At 41.8% G+C, this 24,158-nt stretch carries 21 protein-coding genes and 1 tRNA gene; 7 read left to right on the top strand and 15 right to left on the bottom strand.

The window, feature by feature from the left end:
- Positions 1-22 precede the first annotated feature (22 nt).
- Both L4C54_RS19620 and L4C54_RS19615 read right to left on the bottom strand, forming a co-directional pair.
- On the bottom strand, positions 23-766 hold the full coding sequence (locus tag L4C54_RS19620) for a phosphatase (protein ID WP_428809468.1): 744 nt from the start codon (positions 764-766) through the stop codon (positions 23-25).
- 196 nt (positions 767-962) lie between these two features.
- Complete coding sequence (locus L4C54_RS19615; protein WP_428800606.1) at positions 963-1,406, bottom strand: SRPBCC family protein; 444 nt, start codon at positions 1,404-1,406, stop codon at positions 963-965.
- Between the two features lie 225 nt (positions 1,407-1,631).
- On the opposite strand from L4C54_RS19615, the gene L4C54_RS19610 reads away from it, so the two are divergent.
- The gene (locus L4C54_RS19610) at positions 1,632-4,508 is read left to right on the top strand and encodes an HD domain-containing phosphohydrolase (RefSeq protein ID WP_428809467.1); all 2,877 of its coding nucleotides are present in this window, start codon (positions 1,632-1,634) and stop codon (positions 4,506-4,508) included.
- A 43-nt stretch (positions 4,509-4,551) separates the two neighbouring features.
- Here the strand turns inward: L4C54_RS19610 and L4C54_RS19605 are convergent, their stop codons facing one another.
- The 3 genes from L4C54_RS19605 to L4C54_RS19595 form a co-directional block, all read right to left on the bottom strand.
- Positions 4,552-5,250, bottom strand: a complete 699-nt coding sequence (locus L4C54_RS19605; RefSeq protein WP_428809466.1) for a hypothetical protein — start codon at positions 5,248-5,250, stop codon at positions 4,552-4,554.
- A 273-nt stretch (positions 5,251-5,523) separates the two neighbouring features.
- Positions 5,524-5,964 carry a YtoQ family protein gene (locus L4C54_RS19600; RefSeq protein WP_428809465.1) on the bottom strand — a complete coding sequence of 147 codons (441 nt, stop codon included), beginning with the start codon at positions 5,962-5,964 and terminating at the stop codon, positions 5,524-5,526.
- A gap of 20 nt (positions 5,965-5,984) precedes the next feature.
- Entirely contained in the window at positions 5,985-6,287 is a 303-nt protein-coding gene (locus L4C54_RS19595) for a putative quinol monooxygenase (RefSeq protein WP_428800610.1), read from the bottom strand.
- 132 nt (positions 6,288-6,419) lie between these two features.
- On the opposite strand from L4C54_RS19595, the gene L4C54_RS19590 reads away from it, so the two are divergent.
- Positions 6,420-6,821, top strand: coding sequence for a VOC family protein (locus tag L4C54_RS19590; RefSeq protein WP_428809464.1), 402 nt, complete (start codon positions 6,420-6,422; stop codon positions 6,819-6,821).
- Between the two features lie 167 nt (positions 6,822-6,988).
- Positions 6,989-7,126: a hypothetical protein gene (locus tag L4C54_RS19585; RefSeq protein WP_428800612.1), complete on the top strand. Its 138-nt coding sequence runs from the start codon at positions 6,989-6,991 to the stop codon at positions 7,124-7,126.
- Positions 7,127-7,257: 131 nt separating this feature from the next.
- On the opposite strand, the gene L4C54_RS19580 is transcribed toward L4C54_RS19585, so the two are convergent.
- The 7 genes from L4C54_RS19580 to L4C54_RS19550 form a co-directional block, all read right to left on the bottom strand.
- The gene (locus L4C54_RS19580; protein ID WP_428809463.1) at positions 7,258-8,286 is read right to left on the bottom strand and encodes a LacI family DNA-binding transcriptional regulator; all 1,029 of its coding nucleotides are present in this window, start codon (positions 8,284-8,286) and stop codon (positions 7,258-7,260) included.
- 96 nt (positions 8,287-8,382) lie between these two features.
- On the bottom strand, positions 8,383-9,189 hold the full coding sequence (chbG, locus tag L4C54_RS19575) for a chitin disaccharide deacetylase (RefSeq protein ID WP_428809462.1): 807 nt from the start codon (positions 9,187-9,189) through the stop codon (positions 8,383-8,385).
- Positions 9,190-9,233: 44 nt separating this feature from the next.
- Positions 9,234-10,562, bottom strand: a complete 1,329-nt coding sequence (locus L4C54_RS19570; RefSeq protein ID WP_428809461.1) for a 6-phospho-beta-glucosidase — start codon at positions 10,560-10,562, stop codon at positions 9,234-9,236.
- Positions 10,563-10,567: 5 nt separating this feature from the next.
- The gene (locus tag L4C54_RS19565) at positions 10,568-10,882 is read right to left on the bottom strand and encodes a PTS lactose/cellobiose transporter subunit IIA (protein WP_428809460.1); all 315 of its coding nucleotides are present in this window, start codon (positions 10,880-10,882) and stop codon (positions 10,568-10,570) included.
- A gap of 103 nt (positions 10,883-10,985) precedes the next feature.
- The gene (locus L4C54_RS19560) at positions 10,986-12,320 is read right to left on the bottom strand and encodes a PTS sugar transporter subunit IIC (RefSeq protein WP_428800617.1); all 1,335 of its coding nucleotides are present in this window, start codon (positions 12,318-12,320) and stop codon (positions 10,986-10,988) included.
- Positions 12,321-12,410: 90 nt separating this feature from the next.
- Positions 12,411-12,716: a PTS sugar transporter subunit IIB gene (locus L4C54_RS19555; RefSeq protein WP_428809459.1), complete on the bottom strand. Its 306-nt coding sequence runs from the start codon at positions 12,714-12,716 to the stop codon at positions 12,411-12,413.
- Between the two features lie 281 nt (positions 12,717-12,997).
- Entirely contained in the window at positions 12,998-14,773 is a 1,776-nt protein-coding gene (locus tag L4C54_RS19550; RefSeq protein WP_428809458.1) for a sigma-54-dependent Fis family transcriptional regulator, read from the bottom strand.
- 407 nt (positions 14,774-15,180) lie between these two features.
- Here L4C54_RS19550 and exaC point away from each other — a divergent pair, with 407 nt between their 5' ends.
- Positions 15,181-16,701: an acetaldehyde dehydrogenase ExaC gene (gene exaC, locus L4C54_RS19545; RefSeq protein ID WP_428809457.1), complete on the top strand. Its 1,521-nt coding sequence runs from the start codon at positions 15,181-15,183 to the stop codon at positions 16,699-16,701.
- Positions 16,702-16,806: 105 nt separating this feature from the next.
- On the opposite strand, the gene L4C54_RS19540 is transcribed toward exaC, so the two are convergent.
- Entirely contained in the window at positions 16,807-18,837 is a 2,031-nt protein-coding gene (locus L4C54_RS19540) for a DEAD/DEAH box helicase (protein ID WP_428809456.1), read from the bottom strand.
- Positions 18,838-19,206: 369 nt separating this feature from the next.
- Between L4C54_RS19540 and rnb the strand changes: the two genes are divergently transcribed.
- Complete coding sequence (rnb, locus tag L4C54_RS19535; RefSeq protein ID WP_428809455.1) at positions 19,207-21,219, top strand: exoribonuclease II; 2,013 nt, start codon at positions 19,207-19,209, stop codon at positions 21,217-21,219.
- 97 nt (positions 21,220-21,316) lie between these two features.
- On the opposite strand, the gene L4C54_RS19530 is transcribed toward rnb, so the two are convergent.
- Complete coding sequence (locus L4C54_RS19530) at positions 21,317-21,664, bottom strand: DUF3024 domain-containing protein (RefSeq protein ID WP_428809454.1); 348 nt, start codon at positions 21,662-21,664, stop codon at positions 21,317-21,319.
- 162 nt (positions 21,665-21,826) lie between these two features.
- Between L4C54_RS19530 and L4C54_RS19525 the strand changes: the two genes are divergently transcribed.
- Entirely contained in the window at positions 21,827-22,642 is an 816-nt protein-coding gene (locus L4C54_RS19525; protein WP_428800624.1) for a phosphate ABC transporter substrate-binding protein, read from the top strand.
- A gap of 72 nt (positions 22,643-22,714) precedes the next feature.
- Here the strand turns inward: L4C54_RS19525 and L4C54_RS19520 are convergent, their stop codons facing one another.
- Positions 22,715-23,407 carry a MaoC family dehydratase gene (locus tag L4C54_RS19520; protein WP_428800625.1) on the bottom strand — a complete coding sequence of 231 codons (693 nt, stop codon included), beginning with the start codon at positions 23,405-23,407 and terminating at the stop codon, positions 22,715-22,717.
- A gap of 316 nt (positions 23,408-23,723) precedes the next feature.
- Between L4C54_RS19520 and L4C54_RS19515 the strand changes: the two genes are divergently transcribed.
- Positions 23,724-23,814 (top strand) — tRNA-Ser (locus tag L4C54_RS19515).
- Positions 23,815-24,158 lie beyond the last annotated feature (344 nt).

The raw sequence follows: 24,158 nt of genomic DNA, 5'->3' as shown, positions 1-24,158 counted from the left end.
GTATCAATTTGCATGAAAGAGTTTATAAATGACTAAACTCTTCAATAGCATCGCGGCCTCTAAGCTCTAGGAAATCGAGAAACTGACGAGGCGTATGAGTAACTACTTTTAGTGGATCAGCTTCAATGCTTTCTAGAAGCTTATCAACCAATTCAAGCTTACCGATGTATTGGCAAAAATGGGCATCCGATCCAGTCGTTATGTAAGCGCCATACTGCTTTGCAAGGCGAGCGATTTCATAGCATCGTTCAACGCTCCCCACTCGGCTTTTCCCTGTAAGTGAAGTGTTGTTGATCTCAATAGCTACATTGTATTCAGCGGCACATTTAATAACCTGATCAAAATCAAAGTCAAAATTTGGGTTGCCAAGGTGACCTAACGCGTCAACTCGTCCACCCTTGATTACATTGATCAACGCTTCAGTATGTGCAACTTTATCTTGAGGCTTAAAGACAGGTTCATGAAAGCTAGCTAATACCCAATCTAAATACGGATAGACAGTTGCAGGAAGATCAAGATCACCCTCAGTATTCAGAATATTCACTTCTACGCCACGCAACACTCCAACGCCTTCAAGAAAACGAGGCAAAATATGCTGATTAGAAAAGAACCAATAATGGGGCGCGCCCGGCATCGAATCGGCGTGATCAGTGGTACAAAATAGGGTTAAGCCATTTTCTTTTGCAGATTTAGCATTTTCAATTAAAGTGCTGTACGCATGACCACTCGCGTACGTATGAGTATGAGTATCGACACAAAGTTTCATCACTTGCTCTTATAGGTAAAATAATCTGCGATGAGTTTAGCAACATACCCAAGCTTAGTCTCGCTAGAATTACCGAGTATTGATATCAGGATTTATAACAATTACCCACTCATTATCACGTTGAATCAATCGGTCACTGCTCTTACGTTTTTTTAGAGTGACAAGTAACAACAACCACCTTTATTCCCACATCAATCTAAGCCTCTTCACACAGCTCTTTGATCATAGGCAGCGCTTTTTCCCATCCATTATTAAACATAGAGATGAAGTCCGGATGTGTTTTTACCGTCACTTGCAGCACAACAGTCTTCTCTAAGGGATCGATATGAAAAGACTCCGATGAACCAATCCATTTATCCGCCACATCACTGTCAATGTCTTTAAGATGCTCTGGGAAAAAAATCGCTATGTGATGATACTCAATCGCTTCATTAATCGATATTTTGTCGATTCTTGCTCGTGTCCCGCCTAAACTTGGGTCGAAGAAAAGCATGTCTTCTCCCTCAATCCAATGACCTTCAAATTGAGATTGAGGTGAAAAAGCTTGTGCCCACCTCTGATAGTTATTCAGTTCGGTAAGCACTTTCCAAACCGTTTTTGGGTCCGACTTAATTTCAATTCCATAGTTAAGCGTTAACATGAGCAATCCCTAATAAAATATTCTATTTACATGTATAGAAGAGTTTGCTTTCAATTTGATTAAAAAATCATCTTTTTGCGACGTTAAACTCATGTTCTAACTGTTTTTAGACCAATTTCACAAAAATTCAAGCCACTAAGTTCAAGCTTATAAATTTAAAGAAAGTTTTTGCATCATTGAGTGTTTAGACAATACTTAGGAGAGCTATTTGCAATGGAATTGTCGATGAGAAAACGCCGCTACTCCCTGAGTATCCACATTACTAGTCTATTTCTGGTTCTCACTACGTTAGTAGGGGCGGTTCTGATTGCGATAAGCTACAACCACTCGCAGGCGTTATTGGCCGCTAGTGCAAAGGAGGTCAGCAGGGAAAATACACGTAAATTAGAGACGGCCTTCAAACAAAGCACAGGACCTATACTTACCACTTTAGATTTTTTGGCATACAGCCCGATCGTTGAACAAAAAGCGTCTCCAATAAAGAATGAACGATGGATAGCGTCAATTGAATTGATTTTCCAGCGCAACAAAAGCTTAATCGCCATCTATTACGCGAGTGAAGATGGTACGTTCACGTTACTAAGTCCACTTAGAACCAACCTTGAAAGAGAACGATATCAGTCCCCTGCTAAAGCGAGCCTAATGATTAATATTACAAAATTATCAGGTTCAAACGAATATATCTTTCTTGATGGTAACCATAATAAAGTGGGCTATAGAAAAACTGACGATAACGAATTTGACCCTAGAATTCGCCCTTGGTTTACCAATGCAGATATTGATGGTGAGATCCGTTTAACAGAGCCCTATCTTTTTTATACATTACAAAAAAATGGGGTGACACTTTCACGTCGGTCGATGAATGGTCAGGCTGTTATTGGAGCGGATTTCACGTTAGATTCAATGTCAGAACAGATCAGCGAAATTGGATTCTCAAGCAACTCAAAAATATTGCTATTTGATAATAACTTCCAAGTGTTAGCTCATCACCAATCAGGTATTAACCTTAATCAACCGATTGAACAACTTAACCTTTCAATCAAAGACAGTGTATTTGAATCTATTTTAAACCGAAGTAGCAGCCAAACATTGTACGAACAAGTTTCGTTCGATCAGCTCCTATGGTCAATAACTCTAACGCCAGTAACACTCAATAATCATGTCCGATTACTGTTGGCAGAAGCAACGCCTCAAGATGATTTGATCAGTAACTTAGTCTCAATGAGAAACAAGCAAATTACTGTGGCACTTTCCATGTTAGCGGTTAGTTTTTTAATCGTTTGGATTATTGCTCGTAGACTGGCTAACCCACTACAGAATCTAGTACAACTCACCGATAATATTGCTCGCTTCGACTTTAAAAAAACGCGATACCCAAAGAGTGTGATTAAAGAAGTCACGAACCTCACTCAGTCGATCGAATTAATGGAACATACGCTACATGACTTACTTCGCTTGCTAAGGGAAACAGCATCAAATCAAGACTTTAATTTACTTGCGAAGACAATAACTCATCAAAGTTACCTAGTGACACGCGCTGAGACAATCATTTTATTTGTTAACTCCGAACAAGAAGACCAATTTGTTACCGCTGCAAATCACGCCATCATCCCGTTTAAGATTGAAATAAATTCGTTCTTAAGTGAAACACCTTGGATGCTCACTGATTTGAAAAAAGGGGAAATAATTCACCTAAACCAACATGATAATGCGTTGAGTAAGCACAAAGAGTATCTCTATAACTCTGATATATATTTCTTCCCACTGCTCAATCGAGAAAGGCAACTAGTTGGTGTGTTAACTCTTGGCTACGAACGAGAAATCACTCAGCAACAGAGCGATAAACACGCCTTCCTTCGTGAGTTGTTAAGCTTTGCCGAGATAGCAAAAGATAATATCGACCAGATGGAGCAACAAAAGGAGATGCTGAATGCCTTTATCGAGCTCATCGCTTCAGCTATTGATACAAAATCCCCTTACACTGGAAGTCACTGTCAGCGCGTACCTGAACTAACTGAAATGCTAATTAAAGCCGTGGAAGACGATGATAAGTACTTCCCACGCTTCGCGATAAGTCCAAAACAGAGAGAAGAAATTCATCTAGCTGCTTGGTTACATGATTGTGGAAAAGTCACCACTCCCGAATATGTGGTCGACAAGGCAACCAAACTCGAAACAATCTATGACCGTATACACGAAGTTAGGATGCGCTTTGAATTGATTAAGACTCAAGCAGAAGTCGACTACTGGAAAGAAGTACATCAAGGCGGAGATGCAGCTACACTCGAAAAAGAACTCTCGCGATTGCATCTAAAATTAGATGAAGAATTTGCCTTTGTTGCTTCGGCCAACATTGGCGGTGAATCAATGACTGATGAAGATTTAGCAAAGCTTCAAACGATCAGCCAACGACAATGGCGACGGACGCTTGACGACCAATTAGGCGTATCTTGGATTGAGCAAAAACGATCACCTGAATATGTTTCTCTACCGGTGATGGAGTCACTACTAGCGGATAAAATCGTTCATGAAATTCACTGGGAAGAAGGCTGTAAACCACAAGATGTTTGGCAAGAAGCGTTTATCTTAGAGCCCGGCGAACTTAAATATAATCGTGGTGAGCTATATAACCTGTCAATACCAAGGGGAACACTCACAGACGAAGAGCGCTATATCATTAATGACCATATCATCCAGACAATATCGATGCTTAAGCGTTTGCCATACCCTGAACACCTAAAAAATATTCCTGATATTGCAGGGGGGCACCATGAGCGCGTTGATGGTAAAGGTTACCCACGCGGCCTAAATGAAGAAGAACTCTCTATCCCAGCTAGAGTGATGGCTATTGCCGATGTACTTGAGGCACTAACATCCAGTGATCGCCCTTACAAGAGAGGCAAGAGACTCAGTGAATCTATCTCGATAATGACTGATATGGCGACATCAGGTCACATTGACCCTAAACTTTACATACTATTTTTGGAAAACAATCTGGATCAAACCTACGCTGATGCGTTTTTAGAAGAAAAACAATGTGATGAGTTTGACAGAGAGTTCCAAATTCAACAGGTGAAAGAGTATTTAAAAACGCTGTTTTAGAAGGGTAAACCAACGTCAAACAAAACATCCGCTATTTGACTGCCTATTGCGCCCAATGAGGTTCAAGCTGAGTAACCAATTGGGTGCAACTCAAGTTGACCCAAACATGGAACCGTTCCGTCGAAAGTGCGGTGTCTGAGAATTGAAGTTCTTGTAAGTCATAACCATGATCAATCGCTATAAACTGACCGCTGTACTTATCAGAAAAGACCAAATCAATTCGATTTTTGACTAATAAATCGAAGCCTTGCTCTAAAGAATCAATCGCGTAAACATCCAAGGCATTGGCATACATTAAACCGCTCAGACCTTTTTTAGAATATGAACTTAACAGCCCTACAGAATGCCCTTTCAGTTCGGACAAGCTACCCCAAGTAAACTCACCATCTTGTTTTACACGGTAGAAACCGAGCTTGACCTCTTCTTTCGATATTTCCCATTTCTTAAAATGACCGCCTTTTTGATCTCTTGGTGGGTAAAAACTCATGCACCAATCACGCAACAGTAAACGTTTACCAATTCGAGTAGGCGGCGTAAATTTTGCGGTTACTTCTATTTCAGACATTGCAGGATGAGCACGAAGTTTCTCGAAAGCAATTCCATCGGTCTCGAGTTTAGATGTCGTATAGGGCGGAAACTCAATCGCAAGAACTTCTACACTGATTTTCGGTGATGTTTTAGATGCAGCTGTAGCTGAAAATACACCTATCCCAATCAGTACTGATAAATTCAATAATTTCATCAACCATCCATTTCGTTTAAAACCCAACAAGCCATAACTAGCCTATCAATTCATATGACTATTTCTTCTTAAAGAAGTGCTATTTGGGTTGTCTATCATTATAAATAGTAGATTGGTTATGCCTGAATGCTATCTGAAATGCGAAATTATGAGTCAATTATAGGAATCAATTAACACTATCTGATGTAAGTGCAAACGAGAGTCTTATCTATGATGTGACAATATTGCGCAGTATCCGCCTAATATTACGCAATATTGCAAAAAGGTCCTCGGTTAAGCTTTGGTGACGTAACTTAATATCTCAACAATCTGTGACGGTGATTCTGCCCACGCCATTGCAGCCGCATCAACTTCTTTGAGTGGGTGTATCAATGCCTCATCATGCAGTGTGATGAATGGCTTATCTAACGCGGATAGTACGCCCGCATCAAACGCTGCATTCCACTGTTTATATTGATCACCGAAGCGAACAATTCCAATATCACATTGCTTAATCAGAGTCTTAACGCGCACTGAATTCACTTTTGATGATTGATGATCGCGCCAAAACTGTTGAGAATTGTCTCTTAGATGATCACCTGCAGCATCACTGGATTCGTGATCAGTATTGGCTGAGTAGAACTCAACGTTCAAACCAAGTTCTTTACTTCCATTGATGATTTGTTCGCGCCAATCAGTATGAATTTCGCCACTTAAATAAACGTTCCATTTCATTGCTTGTACCTCACATTTCTCTAATTATTGTCTGATTTCATCACCACATCAGCTCGGATCACCGACTGCTCTATAACCATATCACCTAATTGTTTTCGGCTATCTAAATAATGCGGTGTTTGTTTGTGTAGCTGTAATGCTTCTGTATTGCTGTATATTTCGTACAGATAAAAGGTATCTGGGGTTTCTTTATCTTGAATAATATCAAACTGATAGCAACCCTCTTCATTTCTAACTGATGCTTGCGCATTTTCCGTCATTATAGATTTATAGCGCTGTTCATTTTCAGGTTTAACTCGATTTTTAACTATGATGCAATACATATTCAAGCCTACTTCACGTTGTTAGTAATGACGATCCACTCTTTGCTACTGGATACCCACACACTCTATTGTTGTAAATCCTACATTAAATTGTATACAATTAAAACAGGGATGTAATACAAGGAATTTACAATGACAAATAGACCCGCTCCATTTTCTGGTATGAGGCATATCGCATTAGTCGTGCAGAAGTTTGAAGAGTGTGAACACTTTTACACCCATATTATGGGGATGGAAATACTTAGACGTGCAAATGATAATTTAGTGTACCTAAGCTCAGGCAGTGACAACCTATCTCTTGGGCGAGCCCAATCAAAGCGTGTAAGTTCAGGTATTAGCGTCGATCACTTTGGTTTTATCGTCGCAAGTAAACAAGACCTCCAACAATGGTTCGAATTTATGCAGGCAGAAGGCGTAACGCTATTAGATGAACCCCATGATCACAGTGATGGTGCTCGTAGTTTCCACTGCCTGGACCCCGAAGGTCATGTCGTTCAGCCTCTGTACCACCCGGCAATTTCATCAATCAGCTAATTGAAAGGGGATTATAGTCCCCTTTCAGATACGCCTAATACCCTTCGAATTTTCTATACAACTTCGCTCATACCACTTTCTACGCCTACACTTTAATTGTCATGGAGGATGTGACTTAGATCTTAATCCTTTACTTTGCCACTTAGATTTTAATTTGAGGTTTGAAGATGACTATCAACAAGTACTTTGTATTGGTTCCGCAAGATGCGAATAACGAAGCGCACAAGGAACAGAACAATCAGTCAGAAAAAGAAACTCAACGTCAGGCAATAGTGAAAGCAGCGCAGGAAGAAGGCGGATTATAATCACCGCCCTTTTATCTTTCATAATTTGGTAAGAGACCAAAATTTAAATCAGGCTTAGTTAAAAAAAGCACGCTGCTCAACTCTTGTTGTTTGACTGCGTGCTTTTTGCTGTTTTGAAGTCGAGGCTTTATTTAAGCCTTAACGTCCGTTGTTAGGGCGACAGTTATCGGGGTTGTATCAGCATTGCGCAACCTAAGCTCAGCGTGAAACTGCCTGTCCTCTTCGATGGCTGTTTTGTTAACCAAACCCACTAATCTCTGAACGGCTGTTCTCGCCATTTGGCTAATAGGGAAATGTACTGCCGAGACTTTTGGATATAAAGCCTCGCAGAGGTCGACACTGTCAAAGCTCATCAAGGAGACTTGTTCAGGAACGGCGATAGAATGTTCATGAAAATACTGAAGTGCGCCGACTGTCATCTCTTCACTACACGAGAACAGTGCCGTAAGATCAGAGTTTTGGCTAAAAATACGTTCAGCTGCGTGATAGCCACTTTGCCTCCCATAGTTTCCTTCTTCAATAAACGAATCCATGACAGGCAAGCCTGCTTTTTGCATAGTGTCGATATAGCCCTGCTTTCGTTGCACACTGTTATAACGAGAGTTTGGACCTGAAATACAACCAACCTTTTGGTGGCCTAAATCGATCAACCGCTGTACAGCCAGTGAGCTTGCAAAGTGATGATCGAAGGTAACACACCTGTCTTCTAGACCTTCTACCTCTCTGTCTAATAGTACAAATGGAGTGGGCTGCTTGGCGAGGTCTCGAAGTTCATCGTCTGATAAATAACGGCTATGTAGGACATATCCATCGCAACGAAGATCATGAAAACGGCGAATAGCCTCTCTTTCACCCTCCGCAGTATTATGCCCTTGAGCAGTAATTAGAAATTTATTGTGCATGTCCAATTCACCTTGAACTTGCTCCATCATCTCTCCAAAGAATCCACCTGTATAATAGGTAACCAGCAATCCCATCATGTTGCTCGATGATGTTGCTAAAGAGCGTGCAATGGCACTTGGGCGATAGTTTAGCTCTGCCATCGCTTGCTCAACTTTGATTTTTGTTTCTTCGCGAAACTTCCCTTCCCCATTAATAATCCGCGACACGGTCGAGCGGTTTACACCCGCAAGCTCTGCGACATCTTTAATTCTTGCCATAGTTGGGATTCATTCTCATAACATATAAATTAAACATAAAAGTGACCACCAGTACGCGAAAGGTAAATATAGGGGGTTCGCTACTGGCAGTCGTAATCATACACAGTCTATCTTGCGCATAACATCTAACACTGAGTAATCCGTGACCTCAATACCATGAAGGTCCAATCTTTGTTTTAACCTAGGATCGGTAAGAACATTCAGCTCCGCAACCCTTTGAGTACAATAGCTACTTAGTGACTCTAAATGGGCATCAACATAAGCCGGATGGCACATAACCTCAACGATATCGTAACCACTTTTTAGGCTAACTAAGTGAGTAACTAATAGCTCCAAATCTACGTTTTTATCGTAAAACTCATCAGTAAACAAATACCTGAGTGCCAAATCGCCGTTAGCATCTACACCCAATCCTCTAAGAGGGACCTGATACTGCTTAGCAACCTTCTCAACGACTGGGCCTATTTGTGGGTGTGTATGAGCGTGATGATGGCTATCAATATGACTCAGCTTAATGCCTAAGTTTAAAAAGTGTTCAACTTGAGCAACCACTTCTTCATACACGGCAAGAGGATCGTAATCTCGCTTTTCCCAAAACTCCGTTTGATTTGGAAACTGACCATTTCGTCCATGCACTTTGCCTGAATTGGTTTTGTTATTTTCCTCTGCAGGTTTAGCTTGCAAACAAGAGTGTAAAGTCAAAGGAGAACCCGTTGTGAATCTCAAGTGAAGCCCGACTTTTAAGTTAGGCAACCCCTTCGACAACATAACAGCATGCTCTTCCTTACAAGAGCCAACCATAAGCGTAGTAGAAAGCACTACCCCCTCTTTATGAGATTGAACGATTCCATTGTTCACACCTTGAGTTAAACCAAAATCATCTGCGTTAAATATGACTTTCATAGCACTCCTTAGCCCAATTCCGTTTTATTTCAGTCATCGGTAATCTACTGCATAACCGTATCATGCTTAAATTGAGGAAGGTAATCTGAGTTTTCACGCAAAATGTCGTTCAAAATCGCTTTTGCACGTGTAATATCAGGAACCAATGGATTCGTCGCAAGTGCCATAAGCGCGTGGTTCGTATCACCGTGCACTGCAGCTTCTATAGCCAATTGCTCATACGCTTTCACTTGATGCAATAAACCGCTAATTTTCGGTGACAAATCGCCCACAGCTAGAGGTTTCGCGCCCCAGCTTCCCACGACAGCACTGCACTCAATGACTGCATCATTCGGCAATGCTCTAATTGCACCATTATTTACAACGTTGACCACGTGAATACTGTTTCGATTGTTATATATTGCATCAACAAGATTCAGCGATGCATCAGAATAATACGCACCACCACGCTCCTCGAGCTGTTTTGGTTTTTCCGCTAAGTTCTCATCTTGATAGAGTTCAAATAGCGCCCGTTCGGTTTCCATCACTTGCTCAGCTCTTGTGCCTTGATCTTTAGCGCTCTCTTTTTCTTCTGCAAGCATCGCATCTGTTTGATAGAAGTAACGATGATAAGGGCATGGAATTGCGCCTAATGCAGCAAGAAATTCGGGGTCCCACGGCTCTTCAAAGATGTTATTCATACTGAAGTTTGCACCGTCACCCACTTTTTGCAGTACCTTCTCAGTGATATCTTCCCCTTGCAACCACGCTTTGTTTACCCAAACTAGATGATTTAAGCCAGAGAACTCCAGTTGAAGTTCATCAGGCTGGCAGTCCATCATTTCTGCAATCATCATTTGCATAGACACTGGAACATTACATAAGCCGATACTTTTTACTTTGCTGTATTTGGCTATGGCTTCAGTAACAAGGCCTGCAGGGTTAGTAAAATTAAGCATCCACGCGTTAGGCGCTAGTTCTTCAATATCTTTGCAAATATCCAAAATAACAGGAATAGTTCGCAATGCTTTGGCAAAACCACCCGGCCCCGTTGTCTCTTGACCAATCACATCGTATTTCAGCGGAATACGTTCATCACTCGCTCTAGCGTATAAGCCCCCTACTCGAAACTGGGTCATGACAAAATCTGCGCCTTTGATTGCTTCGCGGCGGTCAAATCCAGCCCTTACTTCAATTTCAGCATTGGCTTTCGCAATCATTCTTTTTGATAAGGCTTCAATAATTTTGAGCTTCTCTTTACCGGCTTCAATATCAACAAAATGAATCTCTTTAATAGGTAAATACTCGAGCCGCTTTAACACACCTTCAACCAACTCTGGAGTGTAACTGCTACCGCCACCAATAATGGCGAGCTTCAAAGATTTTTTTGCCATGGCTTTTACCCCTTATGTGAAATTTGCTTATGCAATGCAACCATTTCAGTCGCCATCTCTTGCGCCAAAATTGTGGTCATTAGATGGTCTTGAGCGTGTACCAACACTAGGGTCATGGATACCTTCCCTTCCCCCTGATCTTCTTCAATTAACTGAGTTTGGGTTAAGTGCGCTTTGTTTAAACACGCCTTAGCTTGACTCAATGTTTGCTCTGCTCCATCAAAGTCTTTTTCTCTAGATTGGCGTAGCGCTTGATAACACAGACTTCTTGCTTCACCTGCATTACAGATAATTTCCATTACTACTAATTCTTGATCCACGTCTCTCTCCTTAAAATTTATAGGGCTGCCCGCATCAACGCATTACTGCTATGAAAAAGAGAAACTCTTCCAATGATGATGGATAGGCAGCCAATGGCCGTTTTTACGCCGTGACGCCAGAGCCAACCGGAGCCGAAGACTCCTTACTTTCTGATGCCGTCTCTTTCTCATCTTCTAAAATCTGTTTCTCAAACATTTTGAAAAATGGCAGGTAAATAAATAGATCTAGAATCAGCAATCCAATGACCAATAGTACCGGTGAGAGTGTCCAACCTGACCCCCACGAAGCACCAATAATTGCAGGCGTTGTCCAAGGTGTTGTTGCTACGCCCATGCCGACAAATCCTAAATGGACAGCAAAGTACGCAATGGTTGCATTAATAATTGGAGCAAAGACAAAAGGTAGGAACAAGATAGGGTTCATCACTATTGGGCTACCGAAAATCACAGGTTCATTGATTTGGAATAACCCAGGTACCGCACTCATTCGTCCTATGCTTTTCAAGTGAGCTGAGCGGCTAAACGACATCAAGAGAACAAGCGCTAATGTTGCGCCAGAGCCACCGATAAATATATAGAAGTCCCAGAAAGGTTGCGTGAAGATGTTCTCGACCGGTTGGTCATTAACGAAGGCATCAATGTTTGCACTAATATTGGTTAGGAAGATTGGTGATAACAAACCAACCACGATAGCTGCACCGTGAATACCCGCAAACCATAGCAACTGACACACTAGCAGTGCACCAATAATGGCAGGAAGAGTATTTGAAGCGCTAATCAAGGGTTTAAACATTGCCATTACGGCGTCTGGAATGAGCATGTCAAACTGCAACTGCACAAAAAGACTTAGTGGATACAATGTGACAAAGATAGCCAATACCGGAAGTAAAACTTCAAATGAACGTGCTATCGCTGGTGGAACCTGCTCAGGCATGCGAATCGTAATATTGTGCTTTTTCATAAAGCGATACAGCTCTACAGAGAAAAATGCACACATTACTGCAGTGAAAATACCCGTCCCCCCCATATGAGACATAGCTAATGCCCCATCTTTTGCAGGGGCTGCAACCAATAAGAAACTCATTAATGACAACACAGCGCTTGTGATCCCATCCATCTTATAGGCTTTAGCTAAACTGTATGCCACACCAAGGGAAACAAATATCGTCATAATGCCCATAGACATATTGAACGGCATCATGATCACATCGAAGTTCTGTGTTGCGAAGTCTAGCCAAATTCGACCAAATGTATTTTGGGTGTCTTCTCCAAAAGGAGGGAAGGCAAATATTAATATAAAGCTCCCTACTATAATAAATGGCATTGCCACAATAAACCCATCACGCATTGCTCTTACGTGTGGCTGATTTCCTACCTTAGCGGCTAATGGCGCGATATGTTTTTCAACAAAACCTATTATCGCATCGTAAAGCTTCATAGCTTACATCCTTATATTTATTTAAGACGAACGAGTCCGCACTATATTTATTAATATAATGTTACTGTGCACGTGTTATTTATTTTTAATTTAGTTAATTAAACTCAGCGCCTGATTTAATACTTCATCACCTTTCATCATTCCATAATCCTGGGCGGATATAGCTGCAATATTTTTCCCATGTTCAGCCGCTGTTTTACTCAATTCATCTAGCTGAAATCTAACTTGTGGCCCAAGCAGACATACATCGTAATCTGCAATCACCTCTTCAAAAGCATTGACCGCCATCGCCTCTATTTCGCACTCTATTCCACGTTTCTCGGCAGCTTGCTCCATTTTCTTAACTAACATACTTGTAGACATCCCTGCACTACAACATAATAAAATCTTCTTCATTTTTTGCTCCCTATTGATCACTTATCAGCTTATACAAACTGTATCAAAATAAACCAACGCACAAAAGCGCAACCGGTTGCGTTAAGCGTGAACAATCTCCCATTTCTGGAATCGAATGATGTAAAACCTTACAACTAAAATCTATCTATTCATTTAAATGATCTAGCTCAATATAATTTTATGGTGGAGTTTGGAAATATAAATGAGGTATTAATTATCTATTACAGAGTGGACCTAGTTCTTTAGGATGAACTAGGTGTTATATTCTTCCTCAATATTCGCTATTTATTCAATAGTCCTAACGTTTTTAATTTTCGATATATTGTGTTTCGGCTAACACCCAGTAAACGAGATGTTTTACTGACGTTCCCTTGGGTCGATTGAAATGTTTCAACGAGAGTATGATCAAGTGTGGCCTTAAGATCTTTTGTCACAACCTCATCGTTTTTATATTTACTATCAACCTGTAGCCTCTGCTCCATTTGACCCATCAAATGAGTTGGCAAGTGCTCGATTGATAGAGTGTCTTCATCACTCGCGAGTAAAGTGGTCACTTTAAGTAGATTATCGAGTTCTCTGATATTGCCTGTCCAATGGTGTTTCAAAAGCATCTTCATAAGCGGCTCTGATATCGTTTGAGGGGCTTGCGTGTACTTTTTATGTATAGACATGATCAATGCCTTTTTGTCCTGCCTGTGGCGCAATGCTGGCAGTGCTAGGGTTAAACCATTAATCCGATAATAGAGATCATGGCGAAAATCACCTTGTTCGACCAATTGCTCCATATTCTTATGAGTAGCGGCTATAACCCGAATATCGACATGATGACTTTGTGTTGAACCGACAGGCACAACCACTTTCTCTTGAAGTACGTGCAGCAAACGACATTGAGCATCTAGGGGCATGTCAGCAATTTCATCTAAAAATAATATTCCTTTATCCGCTTGTCTGATTTTTCCTACAAAGCCTTTACTATTTGCACCAGTAAACGCACCTGAAACATGGCCAAACAGTTCGGATTCAATTAGATCTTTTGGTAAAGCACCACAATTTACCGTAACAAGCGGCCCTCGACTGCGAGAACTACGTTTATGTAAAGATTTAACAAACTCACTTTTCCCGACGCCTGTTTCACCTAAAATCAATAAGCTAATATCCTTATCGATCACTTTAGTTGCCTGTTGCCAAGCTTGCTCAATGTGAGTATCACCATGATGTAAATCGCAAGATGCAGAGACCGTTCGCGTGCGCCGTTTAGAACTATTCAAACGTTGTTTTTCAAACACTAAGCCAGGGATTGGATGAGGAGAATCAAGCAAACTATCAAGCGAGTGCCCGATGACCGATTGCTGTGCTAAAAGCTGTAAAGCGACTTGATTATTAGCCACTACCTGTCCATTTTCATCTGCAATGATGATGCCTTGCCAGCCACTATTAAGCAGTGATTTCTCACACGCGAGATCAATTTTGATCGACCCCTTCGGAATATGACTGAGTAAATAGTTTTCGACTAACTGAACCATGTTTTGAACCAGTACCTGAGTCGATACATCATGCTCTTGTTGTTCACTTGTAATGTCTAAAACGCCAATCATATTACCGGTGTGATCAAACAGTGGGCTTGCTGAACAGCTAATAAACTGATGCTGTTTAATAAAATGCTGATCTCCAATTACAGAAATCGGCTTTGATTCGACAATGGCTGTTCCAATTGCATTGGTCCCTTTTAGGCGCTCTTGCCAGCACGCTCCACTTCCTAGAGCGATTGCCGTTAGCTTTTCTTTAAACCTTTGCTGGCCCCAACTCGCAATAATTACCCCTTCAGTATCCGTCAGTATCAGTCGGCTATCAGTACGGGCAAACATTTGATTAAACAGTGGTAAGGCACGCTTCTCTACCACTTCGATAATAGTTTTTGTTTCTCGGCGGCGCTCTTTCAACAAAATAGATGATAAACGCGTATCTTCTGGTAAACGACGTTGTTTTAAACCCGCGTCGCTGCTTCGGCTCCAAGAGGAGCTAAGCCAGCTCGGCATTTCGTTAATTTGAAGTCGCATACCCATCTATCCTTTTTTGCCTTAAATTGAGCATTCAACTCAAATTTTCTGTTTACCCAAATAATCAATCACATCTAGGCACATCGTTTTCGCCATAAATACATGAGTATTTAAACGTTCATAAGCATCTAAAATTCTTAACGATCTTAAAAAACTGTTCAGTATTACAACAACCAAGGTGTTCCAATACTGAACAGTTGAACAAGACCACTGTTAAGTATTTTCTTTCCAGCCAGTAACCTTATTTACGATTACTTTTTTGCAATCATAGTTTTACATTTATTTAACATCAAATATTTCATCGTTGGCGTGTGATTTGCGTTTACCTAAGGGAACAGAAAACTCGTTACTCACGTGTTTTAAACACAAACCATGAACAACTTAGCGTTTAAAAGAAGGATCGAATTATGATTTACGCACAGCCTGGAAGCCAAGGATCAGTCGTCAACTTTAACTCTCACTACAACAACTATATTGGTGGTGAGTGGGTTGCCCCTGTTGAAGGGCAGTATTTTGACAATAGCTCTCCTGTCAATGGTGAAAACTTTTGTAAAGTCGCTCGCTCAGGTGAAAAAGACATCAATCTCGCTTTAGACGCGGCACACGCTGCTCGCGCTACTTGGGCTGCAACAAGTGTTACCGAACGTTCGAATATACTGCTTAAAATTGCGGATCGAATTGAAGAGAACTTGGAAGAACTCGCAGTTGCTGAAACATGGGAAAATGGGAAACCAGTACGAGAAACACTGGCGGCTGATTTACCACTTATCGTTGATCATTTTCGTTATTTTGCTGGGTGTATTCGCGCCCAAGAAGGCAGTGCTGCTGAGCTTGATGTCAACACAGCCAGCTATCACTTTCCTGAACCTATCGGCGTGGTTGGACAAATCATTCCGTGGAACTTCCCAATGCTAATGGCTGCTTGGAAGCTTGCACCCGCGCTTGCAGCAGGCTGTTGTGTGGTACTCAAACCTGCCGAGCAAACGCCTATTTCTATTTTGGTCCTTATGGAAAAAATTGGTGACTTAATTCCAGCTGGCGTCATTAACGTAGTTAACGGCTTTGGTAGTGAAGCAGGTCAGGCGCTTGCAACCAGTAATCGTATTGCCAAACTCGCGTTTACGGGCTCTACAGCAATCGGTCACCACATTCTTAAATGTGCCGCTGAAAGCTTAATTCCATCAACTGTTGAATTAGGTGGTAAATCTCCAAACATCTACTTCTCTGACATTTTTGATCATGAGGATAGCTACCTAGATAAGTGTATTGAAGGGATTCTATTGGGTTTCTTCAACCAAGGTGAGGTGTGTACTTGTCCTTCACGTGTTCTCATCCATGAGTCTGTCTATGACAAGTTCATTGCTAAGGTCGTTGATCGCGCTCAAACGATTAAGCAAGGTAACCCACTAGACACTGATACTCAAGTGGGGGCTCAAGCTTCAAAAGAGCAATTTGATAAGATTCTAAGCTACCTAGAGATCGGTAAACAGGAAGGGGCACAAGTTCTTGTAGGTGGTGAGGTGGCTAAGCAGCAAGACGACCTAGGCAATGGCTACTACATTCAGCCAACGTTACTTAAAGGCAACAACAAGATGCGAGTGTTCCAAGAAGAGATTTTTGGTCCTGTTATCGCCATTACGACGTTCAAAGATGAAGCTGAAGCACTGGAGATTGCTAATGACACTGAATATGGCCTTGGTGCGGGTGTATGGACTCGAGACGCCAACCTAGCGTACAGAGTGGGTCGTAACATCGAAGCTGGGCGTATCTGGGTGAACTGTTACCATGCCTACCCTGCTCACGCGGCATTTGGTGGCTATAAAAAATCTGGCATCGGACGTGAAACACATAAGATGATGCTGGACCACTACCAAAATACTAAGAACCTGCTTATTAGCTATGATACGAACCCATTAGGTTTCTTCTAGCCTTAAGATAACAAAAACGATCGAAGGTTTTTTTTCCCAAAAAACAAAAATCCCCACTATTTCTAGTGGGGATTTTTTTAATCTATTTTCACGATATTAGCGTGATTATGATTCGCTGCTTGGAGTGCGACGACCATGACCACGTTCGCCACGGTGATTGCCACGATTGTCGCCACCACGGTTGCGGTCAAAACGACGTTCGCCATCACGGTTGCCACCTTCACGGTTTCCATCACGAGCACCGTCACGGTTGCCACGGTAACCGCCACCATTGCTGTTACCGCCAGCGCTTGCGCCATCACGGCTACCACGTTGACCACGGTGACCTTCACCACCACGACCACGGTTGCCTTCACCGCCACGTCCACCTTCACGGTTTCCACGGTAACCATTGCCGCCGCCGTTTCCACGACGTTCGCCACCACGACCGCCACGAGACTCACGGAAGTCATCAAAGTCACACACTACTGCGCCAACTTCTTTTTGACGAATGCGTAGTTTGCTTAGCTTACCAGTCGTTTCAGAGTTCATTGCTTTTGGAAGCTGAACGTAAGTTTGGCCTTGAGCTAGTTTGATAGCACCAATAGAGCCTTTAACTAGACCTAGTTCGTTCGCTAGTGCGCCAACGATGTCTTTAACTTGAACGCCTTGGTCACGACCTACTTGAAGTTGGTATGTATCCCAATCTTGAGTGTTGAAGCTACGACCGCCTTCACGACCACCTTCACGAGGGTTGTCACGACGCTCTTTACGACGTTGCTTATCACGCTCAACAGCAGCGATCATTGGGTCAGCACCAACGTAGAATAATGGACGCTTACCTTGTTGACGCTTTAGAAGGATTGCCGCTAGCGTTGCTGCGTCAATTTCTAGAGTCTCTTGAAGTTTCTCTACAAGCTCAGCAAATTTCTCTACTGCTTTATGTTCTTTCTCTTCAGCTAGCTCAGCACCAAGCTTAACTAGACGAGCTTCAGCAACTTTATCACGCTCAGGCAGTTGAATTTCTGACATGGTTGATTTAGTTACACGTTCAATAGTGCGTAGCATGCGGATTTGGTTAGGGCGAACTAATAGAATCGCTTTACCTTTACGTCCAGCACGACCAGTACGACCGATACGGTGAATGTATGATTCAACATCGAATGGGATGTCGTAGTTAAATACGTGTGTAATACGCGGAACATCAAGACCACGAGCAACAACGTCAGTCGCTACTAGAATGTCGATAACACCTTGCTTGATGTTGTCTACAGTGCGCTCACGCTGTGATTGTGGGATGTCACCGTGTAGTGCAGCAGCTTTAAAGCCACGTGCTAGCAACCAATCAGCTAGACGCTCAGTATCTTGACGAGTACGAACGAATACGATTGATGCATCAGTTTCTTCAGTTTCAAGTAGACGAGACATTGCTTCGTCTTTCTCGATACCTTTCACAACCCAGTATTGTTGCTCTACTTTGTCAACCGTGTGGTTTTTACCAGCAACGTCAACGTGCTCTGGATTACGTAGGAAACGTTGTACAATGTTTCTTAGCATTGGAGGCATAGTTGCAGAGAACAGTACGCGTTGTGCTGTTTCTGGAGACTTTTCCATGATCCAAGTTACATCATCAACAAAACCCATGTTCAGCATTTCATCTGCTTCATCAAGAACAAAAGTTTGAACTTCGTCTAGGTGTAGACGGTCACGGTTGATAAGGTCTTGAACACGGCCTGGAGTACCAACAACAATGTGCGTACCATTTTTAAGAGCACGCATTTGATCAACGATAGATGCACCACCGTAGATTTCTAATACTTTAAGGCCCTTGATGTTTTTACCAAGGTTCTTCACTTCTGCTGCTACTTGAATCGCTAGCTCACGTGTTGGTGCAAGAATGATTGCTTGTGGCTTGCGTTGGTCAAGGTTTAACTTGCTTAGCAGAGGAAGAGAGAATGCAGCTGTTTTACCAGTACCTGTTTGCGCTTTACCTAGCAAATCTCTACCGTCTAAAAGGTGAGGAATTGCTGCAGCTTGAATAGGAGTTGGTGAGACAAAACCCATTCCGTCTAGCGCAGAAAGGGTAGCTTCGCTCAGTTTTAAATCAGTGAATTTTACTTGAACTTCTTGGTCTTTTACTTGATCTTGGTCTTGCATGTGGATCCCACTATATTAATTATTAAAAGGTCCCACGAGCTCTACCAATTCCAAATCCAATCCAGTTTTGAGCTGATTCCATTCAGATGCAGATAAGCTTTAAAATGCATCAAGCCGCTAGGGACGACAACTTAAGGGACGCGGATTATTCACTAAACTCACAAAAAAATCCAGAAAAAATTGAAATACATCACAATTTTCTCTCATTTTAGGTCGCCACGGTCACATAAGCGTCACTTTATTGCTTTAACGTCTTTTAATTAACCAATTTGGGTTCGCCCCACGAGTCATGAAAGCAACTCTTTCTTATAGCCATACTCTCATTCAATGATTATAGTGTGCCCAATCAAACTCCTAAGAAGTGAAAAAATGCTCCAAGATAACCCACTACTCGCTCAACTAAAGCAGCAGATTCAAGAGAACCTTCCAAAAAAAGAAGGCACAATCAAATCAACAGACAAAGGCTACGGCTTTTTAGAAGTTGATAACAAGACTCGCTTTTTTATCCCACCGCCGTATATGAAGAAATGTTTACACGGTGACAAAGTAGTTGCGATTATCCGCACAGAAAAAGAGAAAGAAGTTGCTGAACCTCAAGAGCTCGTTGAGCAAGGGTTAACTCGCTTCATTGGTCGAGTAAAGCTGTATAAAGGCAAACTGAATGTAACGCCTGATCACCCACAGTTGAAAAAGCAGTCGTTTAAAGCGAAAGTTAAGAAAGGTCTTAATCCAGAACATTTTGCGGAAGGCGACTGGGTTGTGGCTCATCTGATCCGTCACCCTCTTGCTGGAGAGAATGGCTTTTTTGTTGAAATTTCCAAAAAAATCACCGATGCCGACGACAAGATCGCTCCTTGGTGGGTAACGCTGGCTAAAAATGACTTACCTAATAGTGAGCCTGCTGGTATTGAGAATTGGGAACTTAAAGACGATGCCGATCTAGAACGTATCGACATGACTCACGTTCCTTTCGTCACTATTGATGGCGCGTCAACCAAAGATATGGATGATGCACTTTTTGCTAAAAAGAAAGAAAATGGCGATTTTGAACTCACCATTGCTATTGCTGATCCTACGGCTTACATCACACCTGATGACGAAATGGACAAAGTCGCGCGTGAGCGTGGTTTCACTATCTATATGCCTGGTCGTAACATTCCAATGCTACCACGCGATCTTGCCGATGAACTTTGTTCTCTGATTGAAAATGAGCAGCGCCCTGCTCTTTGCTGTACTGTTACTGTTAATAAAGATGGCGTTATTGGCGAAGATATTAAGTTTTATGCCGCTAATATTAAATCTCATGCTCGTTTGGTCTACGATCACGTATCTGATTGGCTTGAGACCGGTCATAGCGATGCTTGGCAACCAAGTGATGAAATTGCAACGATCGTTCGCGACCTGTTTGAGTTTTCACAAGCTCGTGCAAATTGGCGTGCAACAAATGCCGTTGTATTCCCGGACCGACCAGACTACCGCTTTGAACTTAGCGAAACTAACGATGTAGTGGCAATTCATGCAGATTTACGTCGTAGTGCAAACCGTCTTGTTGAAGAGTCGATGATTACTGCAAATATTTGTGCGGGTAAAACGCTGCAAGCAAGCTTTAACACTGGTGTATTTAATACCCATGCCGGTTTTAAACCTGAAAAAGTAGCCGATGTGGTTAAACTCGTTAACCCTGAAGGTGATCTTCCATATTCAATCGAAAGTGTTGAAACTTTGGAAGGCTTCGCGGCTCTGCGCCGTTGGTTAGCCGAGCAAGACACGAGTTACTTAGATAACCGGATTCGCAAATCTCAAGCTTACAGTGAGATGGGTAACCAGCCCCTACCACACTACGCAATGGGGCTCGACATATACGCAACGTGGACCTCTCCAATCCGTAAATATGGCGATATGATTAACCACCGTATGCTTAAAGCGCACGTACTTGGTAAAGAGCCTGTTCAAACACCAGATGAGACAGTTGGCGAAGAGATGGCACTTCACCGTAAGTATCATAAGATGGCTGAGCGCAATGTTGCTGACTGGCTATACGCTCGAACATTGATTGATGAGCCAAAGAAGGAAACCAAGTTCATTGGTGAGATCTTTGATATTAATCGAGCTGGTATGCGTATCCGTTTACTAGAAAATGGGGCGGCTGCGTTTATTCCTGGTTCGCTTATCGTTGATAATAAAGATCGCATTGAATGCAATTCTGAAAATGGCACATTATCTGTAGATAAAAACCTTGTGTACCGATTAGGTGACACGCTAGAGGTGGTTCTCGCGGAAGTTAACTTAGAAAATCGCAATATCGTTGCTAGGCCTACTCAAGACTTTCCTTTAGAGGTTGTTGAAACAGAAACTAAAGAAGAGTGCAAAGAAGAAAAGTAGTTCAACGAATCTTCTACATCCTCTACTTTAGAGCAACCATATAGACCAAAGGCGCTTTAATAGCGCCTTTTTTATTACTCAATTTTATGTGTTGGCGCTACTGCCAAATATAGGACTTAGGATCCTTCTCTACTTCACGTGTCAGTGCTGTTAAATCCGAACTTTTAAATAGATACGGATACGGAATCCACAATTCACCATCTTCATTCGGAATCGTTAGCTCCCACGTTTCGTTTCCTGAATTCCACAATATCCGAGCTACGCAACTGGAATAATCGCAGTGACTTGAATCTAACAAGTAGTGCTGCATAATAAATTGAACCCCATTACCCATGGGTTCATAGCCGGATTTACCTAACTCAACAGGTAGACTTCGATTTCGATTTTGACAAACAGCTTGGGCACGAGTCTCTATCTGTTTTTGTAATAGATTGATTAAGCTCATTCAACCTCCCTAACCTCTTTTTATTATTTTAGCTCATAGCCATCAACTTTCGCCAATACCATAGTAGACATAAGTTAAATTTCCATCTTGGCTGACTTTCACAAAACTGTCATCAATTCGACATAAGATACTTTAATTATCGAATTTGCTACGGAGTCCACTATGTTTCGAGTTGCGCTTGCCACTCTTTTATCGTTCACACTATTACCCAGTCATATTCTTGCCGATGAGGTACATATTTCAGGTTCAACATCCGTTGCTCGTGTAATGGATGTTCTTGCAGAAGAGTATAACGCTCAACACCCTGATAGCTTTATTGCGGTTCAAGGCGTTGGTTCAACCGCAGGACTTACTCTTCTTGAAAAAGGGGTTGTTGAAATAGGAATGAGTTCTCGTTATCTAACTGAACGTGAACAAGATGAACATCTCACTGTTACCCCCATTGCGTTCGATGGTCTAGCCGTGGTGGTTAACAATGCGAATGGCGTTTCAAACATTAGCCGTGACCAACTGTACGATATCTACAAAGGTAAAATTACCAACTGGAAAGAGATAGGTGGTGCAGATCAAAAGATAGCTGTTGTTACTCGTGAAGTATCATCAGGCAGCCGCTACAGCTTTGAGAGCTTGCTTGGGCTGACCAGAATAGTGAACAATCGCCTAGTGTCTGACATTAGCACTGATAACATTGTCGTGAACAGCAATAGCATGGTTAAAACGATTGTTAACCATAATAAGCAAGCGATCGGATTTATCTCAAAAGGCTCAGTCGACAAATCTATTCGTGCACTAACATTTGAAGGCGTAGAAGCCACTAGTAACAATATCTCTTCTGGGAAGTATTCATTATACCGCCCATTCTTGATGGTCTATCACCAAGAAACGCTAACTGACGATGCACAAGGTTTTCTTACTTACATCAACAGCCAGAGCGCTAAAAATCTAATTAGAGAATATGGTTACACACCTATCAAATAATTAGAACGTAGATATAAAAAAGCAAAAAGGAGAGCATTAGCTCTCCTTTTTTTAATTCTATTGGGTGTCAGATTAGAAGTGAACCTGTATCACTGAAGTAACCACACAACCCGGTCGGCGGATCCCTTCAATTTCCACTCTAACTTCTCGCTCAATCTCTAGACCCTTTTTAATTGGAGTCACTTTAGCAAGTCGACTTACTGCTCGTACATTATTTCCTGATTTAACCGGATAAGGGAAACGTACCTGATTTAAGCCTAGGTTTACCACTAGCTTAGCGGTTGGGAAAAGTGAGTTACTTTCATCAACGCTATCGGTTAATCGAGGTAGCAGTGCAAGAGTCAGAAAACCATGTGCGATAGTCGTCTTAAATGGAGACTCTTCTTGAGCACGCTGTGGATCAGTATGAATCCACTGCATATCTTCAGTAACTTGACCAAATTGATCAATTCTTTGCTGATCAACAAGAAGCCAGTTACCGGTATGGATGACTTCACCAATTTTTTGCTGAAGCTCTTCATAAACGTCTTTTGCTTCTGGCATTAAGACATCTTGTTTTAATACAGAAGCGTCTTCTGTTGAAGCATCTTCATTAACTGCTGGATGATGAAAGTCTTTAAACCTTGCAAAAAGCTGGCTGCTATTAGTCTTCGTCAACAGGTCTTCCCAGTACGTACGCACTGTAGGAGACATCCATTGCTTCAACTCTGCATGGTGCTTCGACATAGACTCACCACGATGCTTAAAAAGATTCGCGACTTTCATAAAAACCTCAAAGATTAATCAAGATACTCAACAACGTTGTATATTTTGAAGCACTTCACACTTACGTGCAAATACTTTTGGGCGTACATCTGTATGCCAACAACCACTAAATTATATAAAATCATAAACTTACAAATAAAACATTATTTTATTGAGCTCTTAAATACCTGTTTCATATCGCTCAAAATGACATAGATAAGTATGAGCTACATCACCATCAGAAAATAGGTATTGACGATAAGTTGACCAAACAAACTAATCTAGTGCAATTTATGCTTTACAACATTCATGCCAATACCTATTATAAGCGCCGTACGGAGAGATGGCTGAGTGGTCGAAAGCACCGGTCTTGAAAACCGGCAAGGGTTTGTAGCCCTTCTAGGGTTCAAATCCCTATCTCTCCGCCACATTCAGGAAAGCCCGCTAAGAAATTAGCGGGCTTTTTCGTTTCGGGATATATAGTGAATTCATCCCAACCCATACTTTCTACTGCATAACGTATGACAATAAAGCTAGATTCAATAACTACTATCAATCAAAAGACTTAGGTTATTGAACCTTTCGCTGGTTAATTACCCGCTACTTTCTTGATTAATTCCCCGATAAATATTAGTAAACAAATTGATTCAATGACTTACGAACTAAACAATGTCTAGTGCTTAAACCTTTCTAATTCTATTTGTCTCATATTCGCTACTTACACTGCTATCAACTTTCGTTCATAGCACATTTACGTTCTTCCTCGTAACTT

It is taken from the genome of Vibrio lamellibrachiae, from assembly GCF_050337265.1.
Taxonomy (GTDB): Bacteria; Pseudomonadota; Gammaproteobacteria; order Enterobacterales; family Vibrionaceae; genus Vibrio; species Vibrio kyushuensis.
Note: the sequence above shows the minus strand (reverse complement) of the source record. Positions and strands in the feature narration are given on the sequence as shown.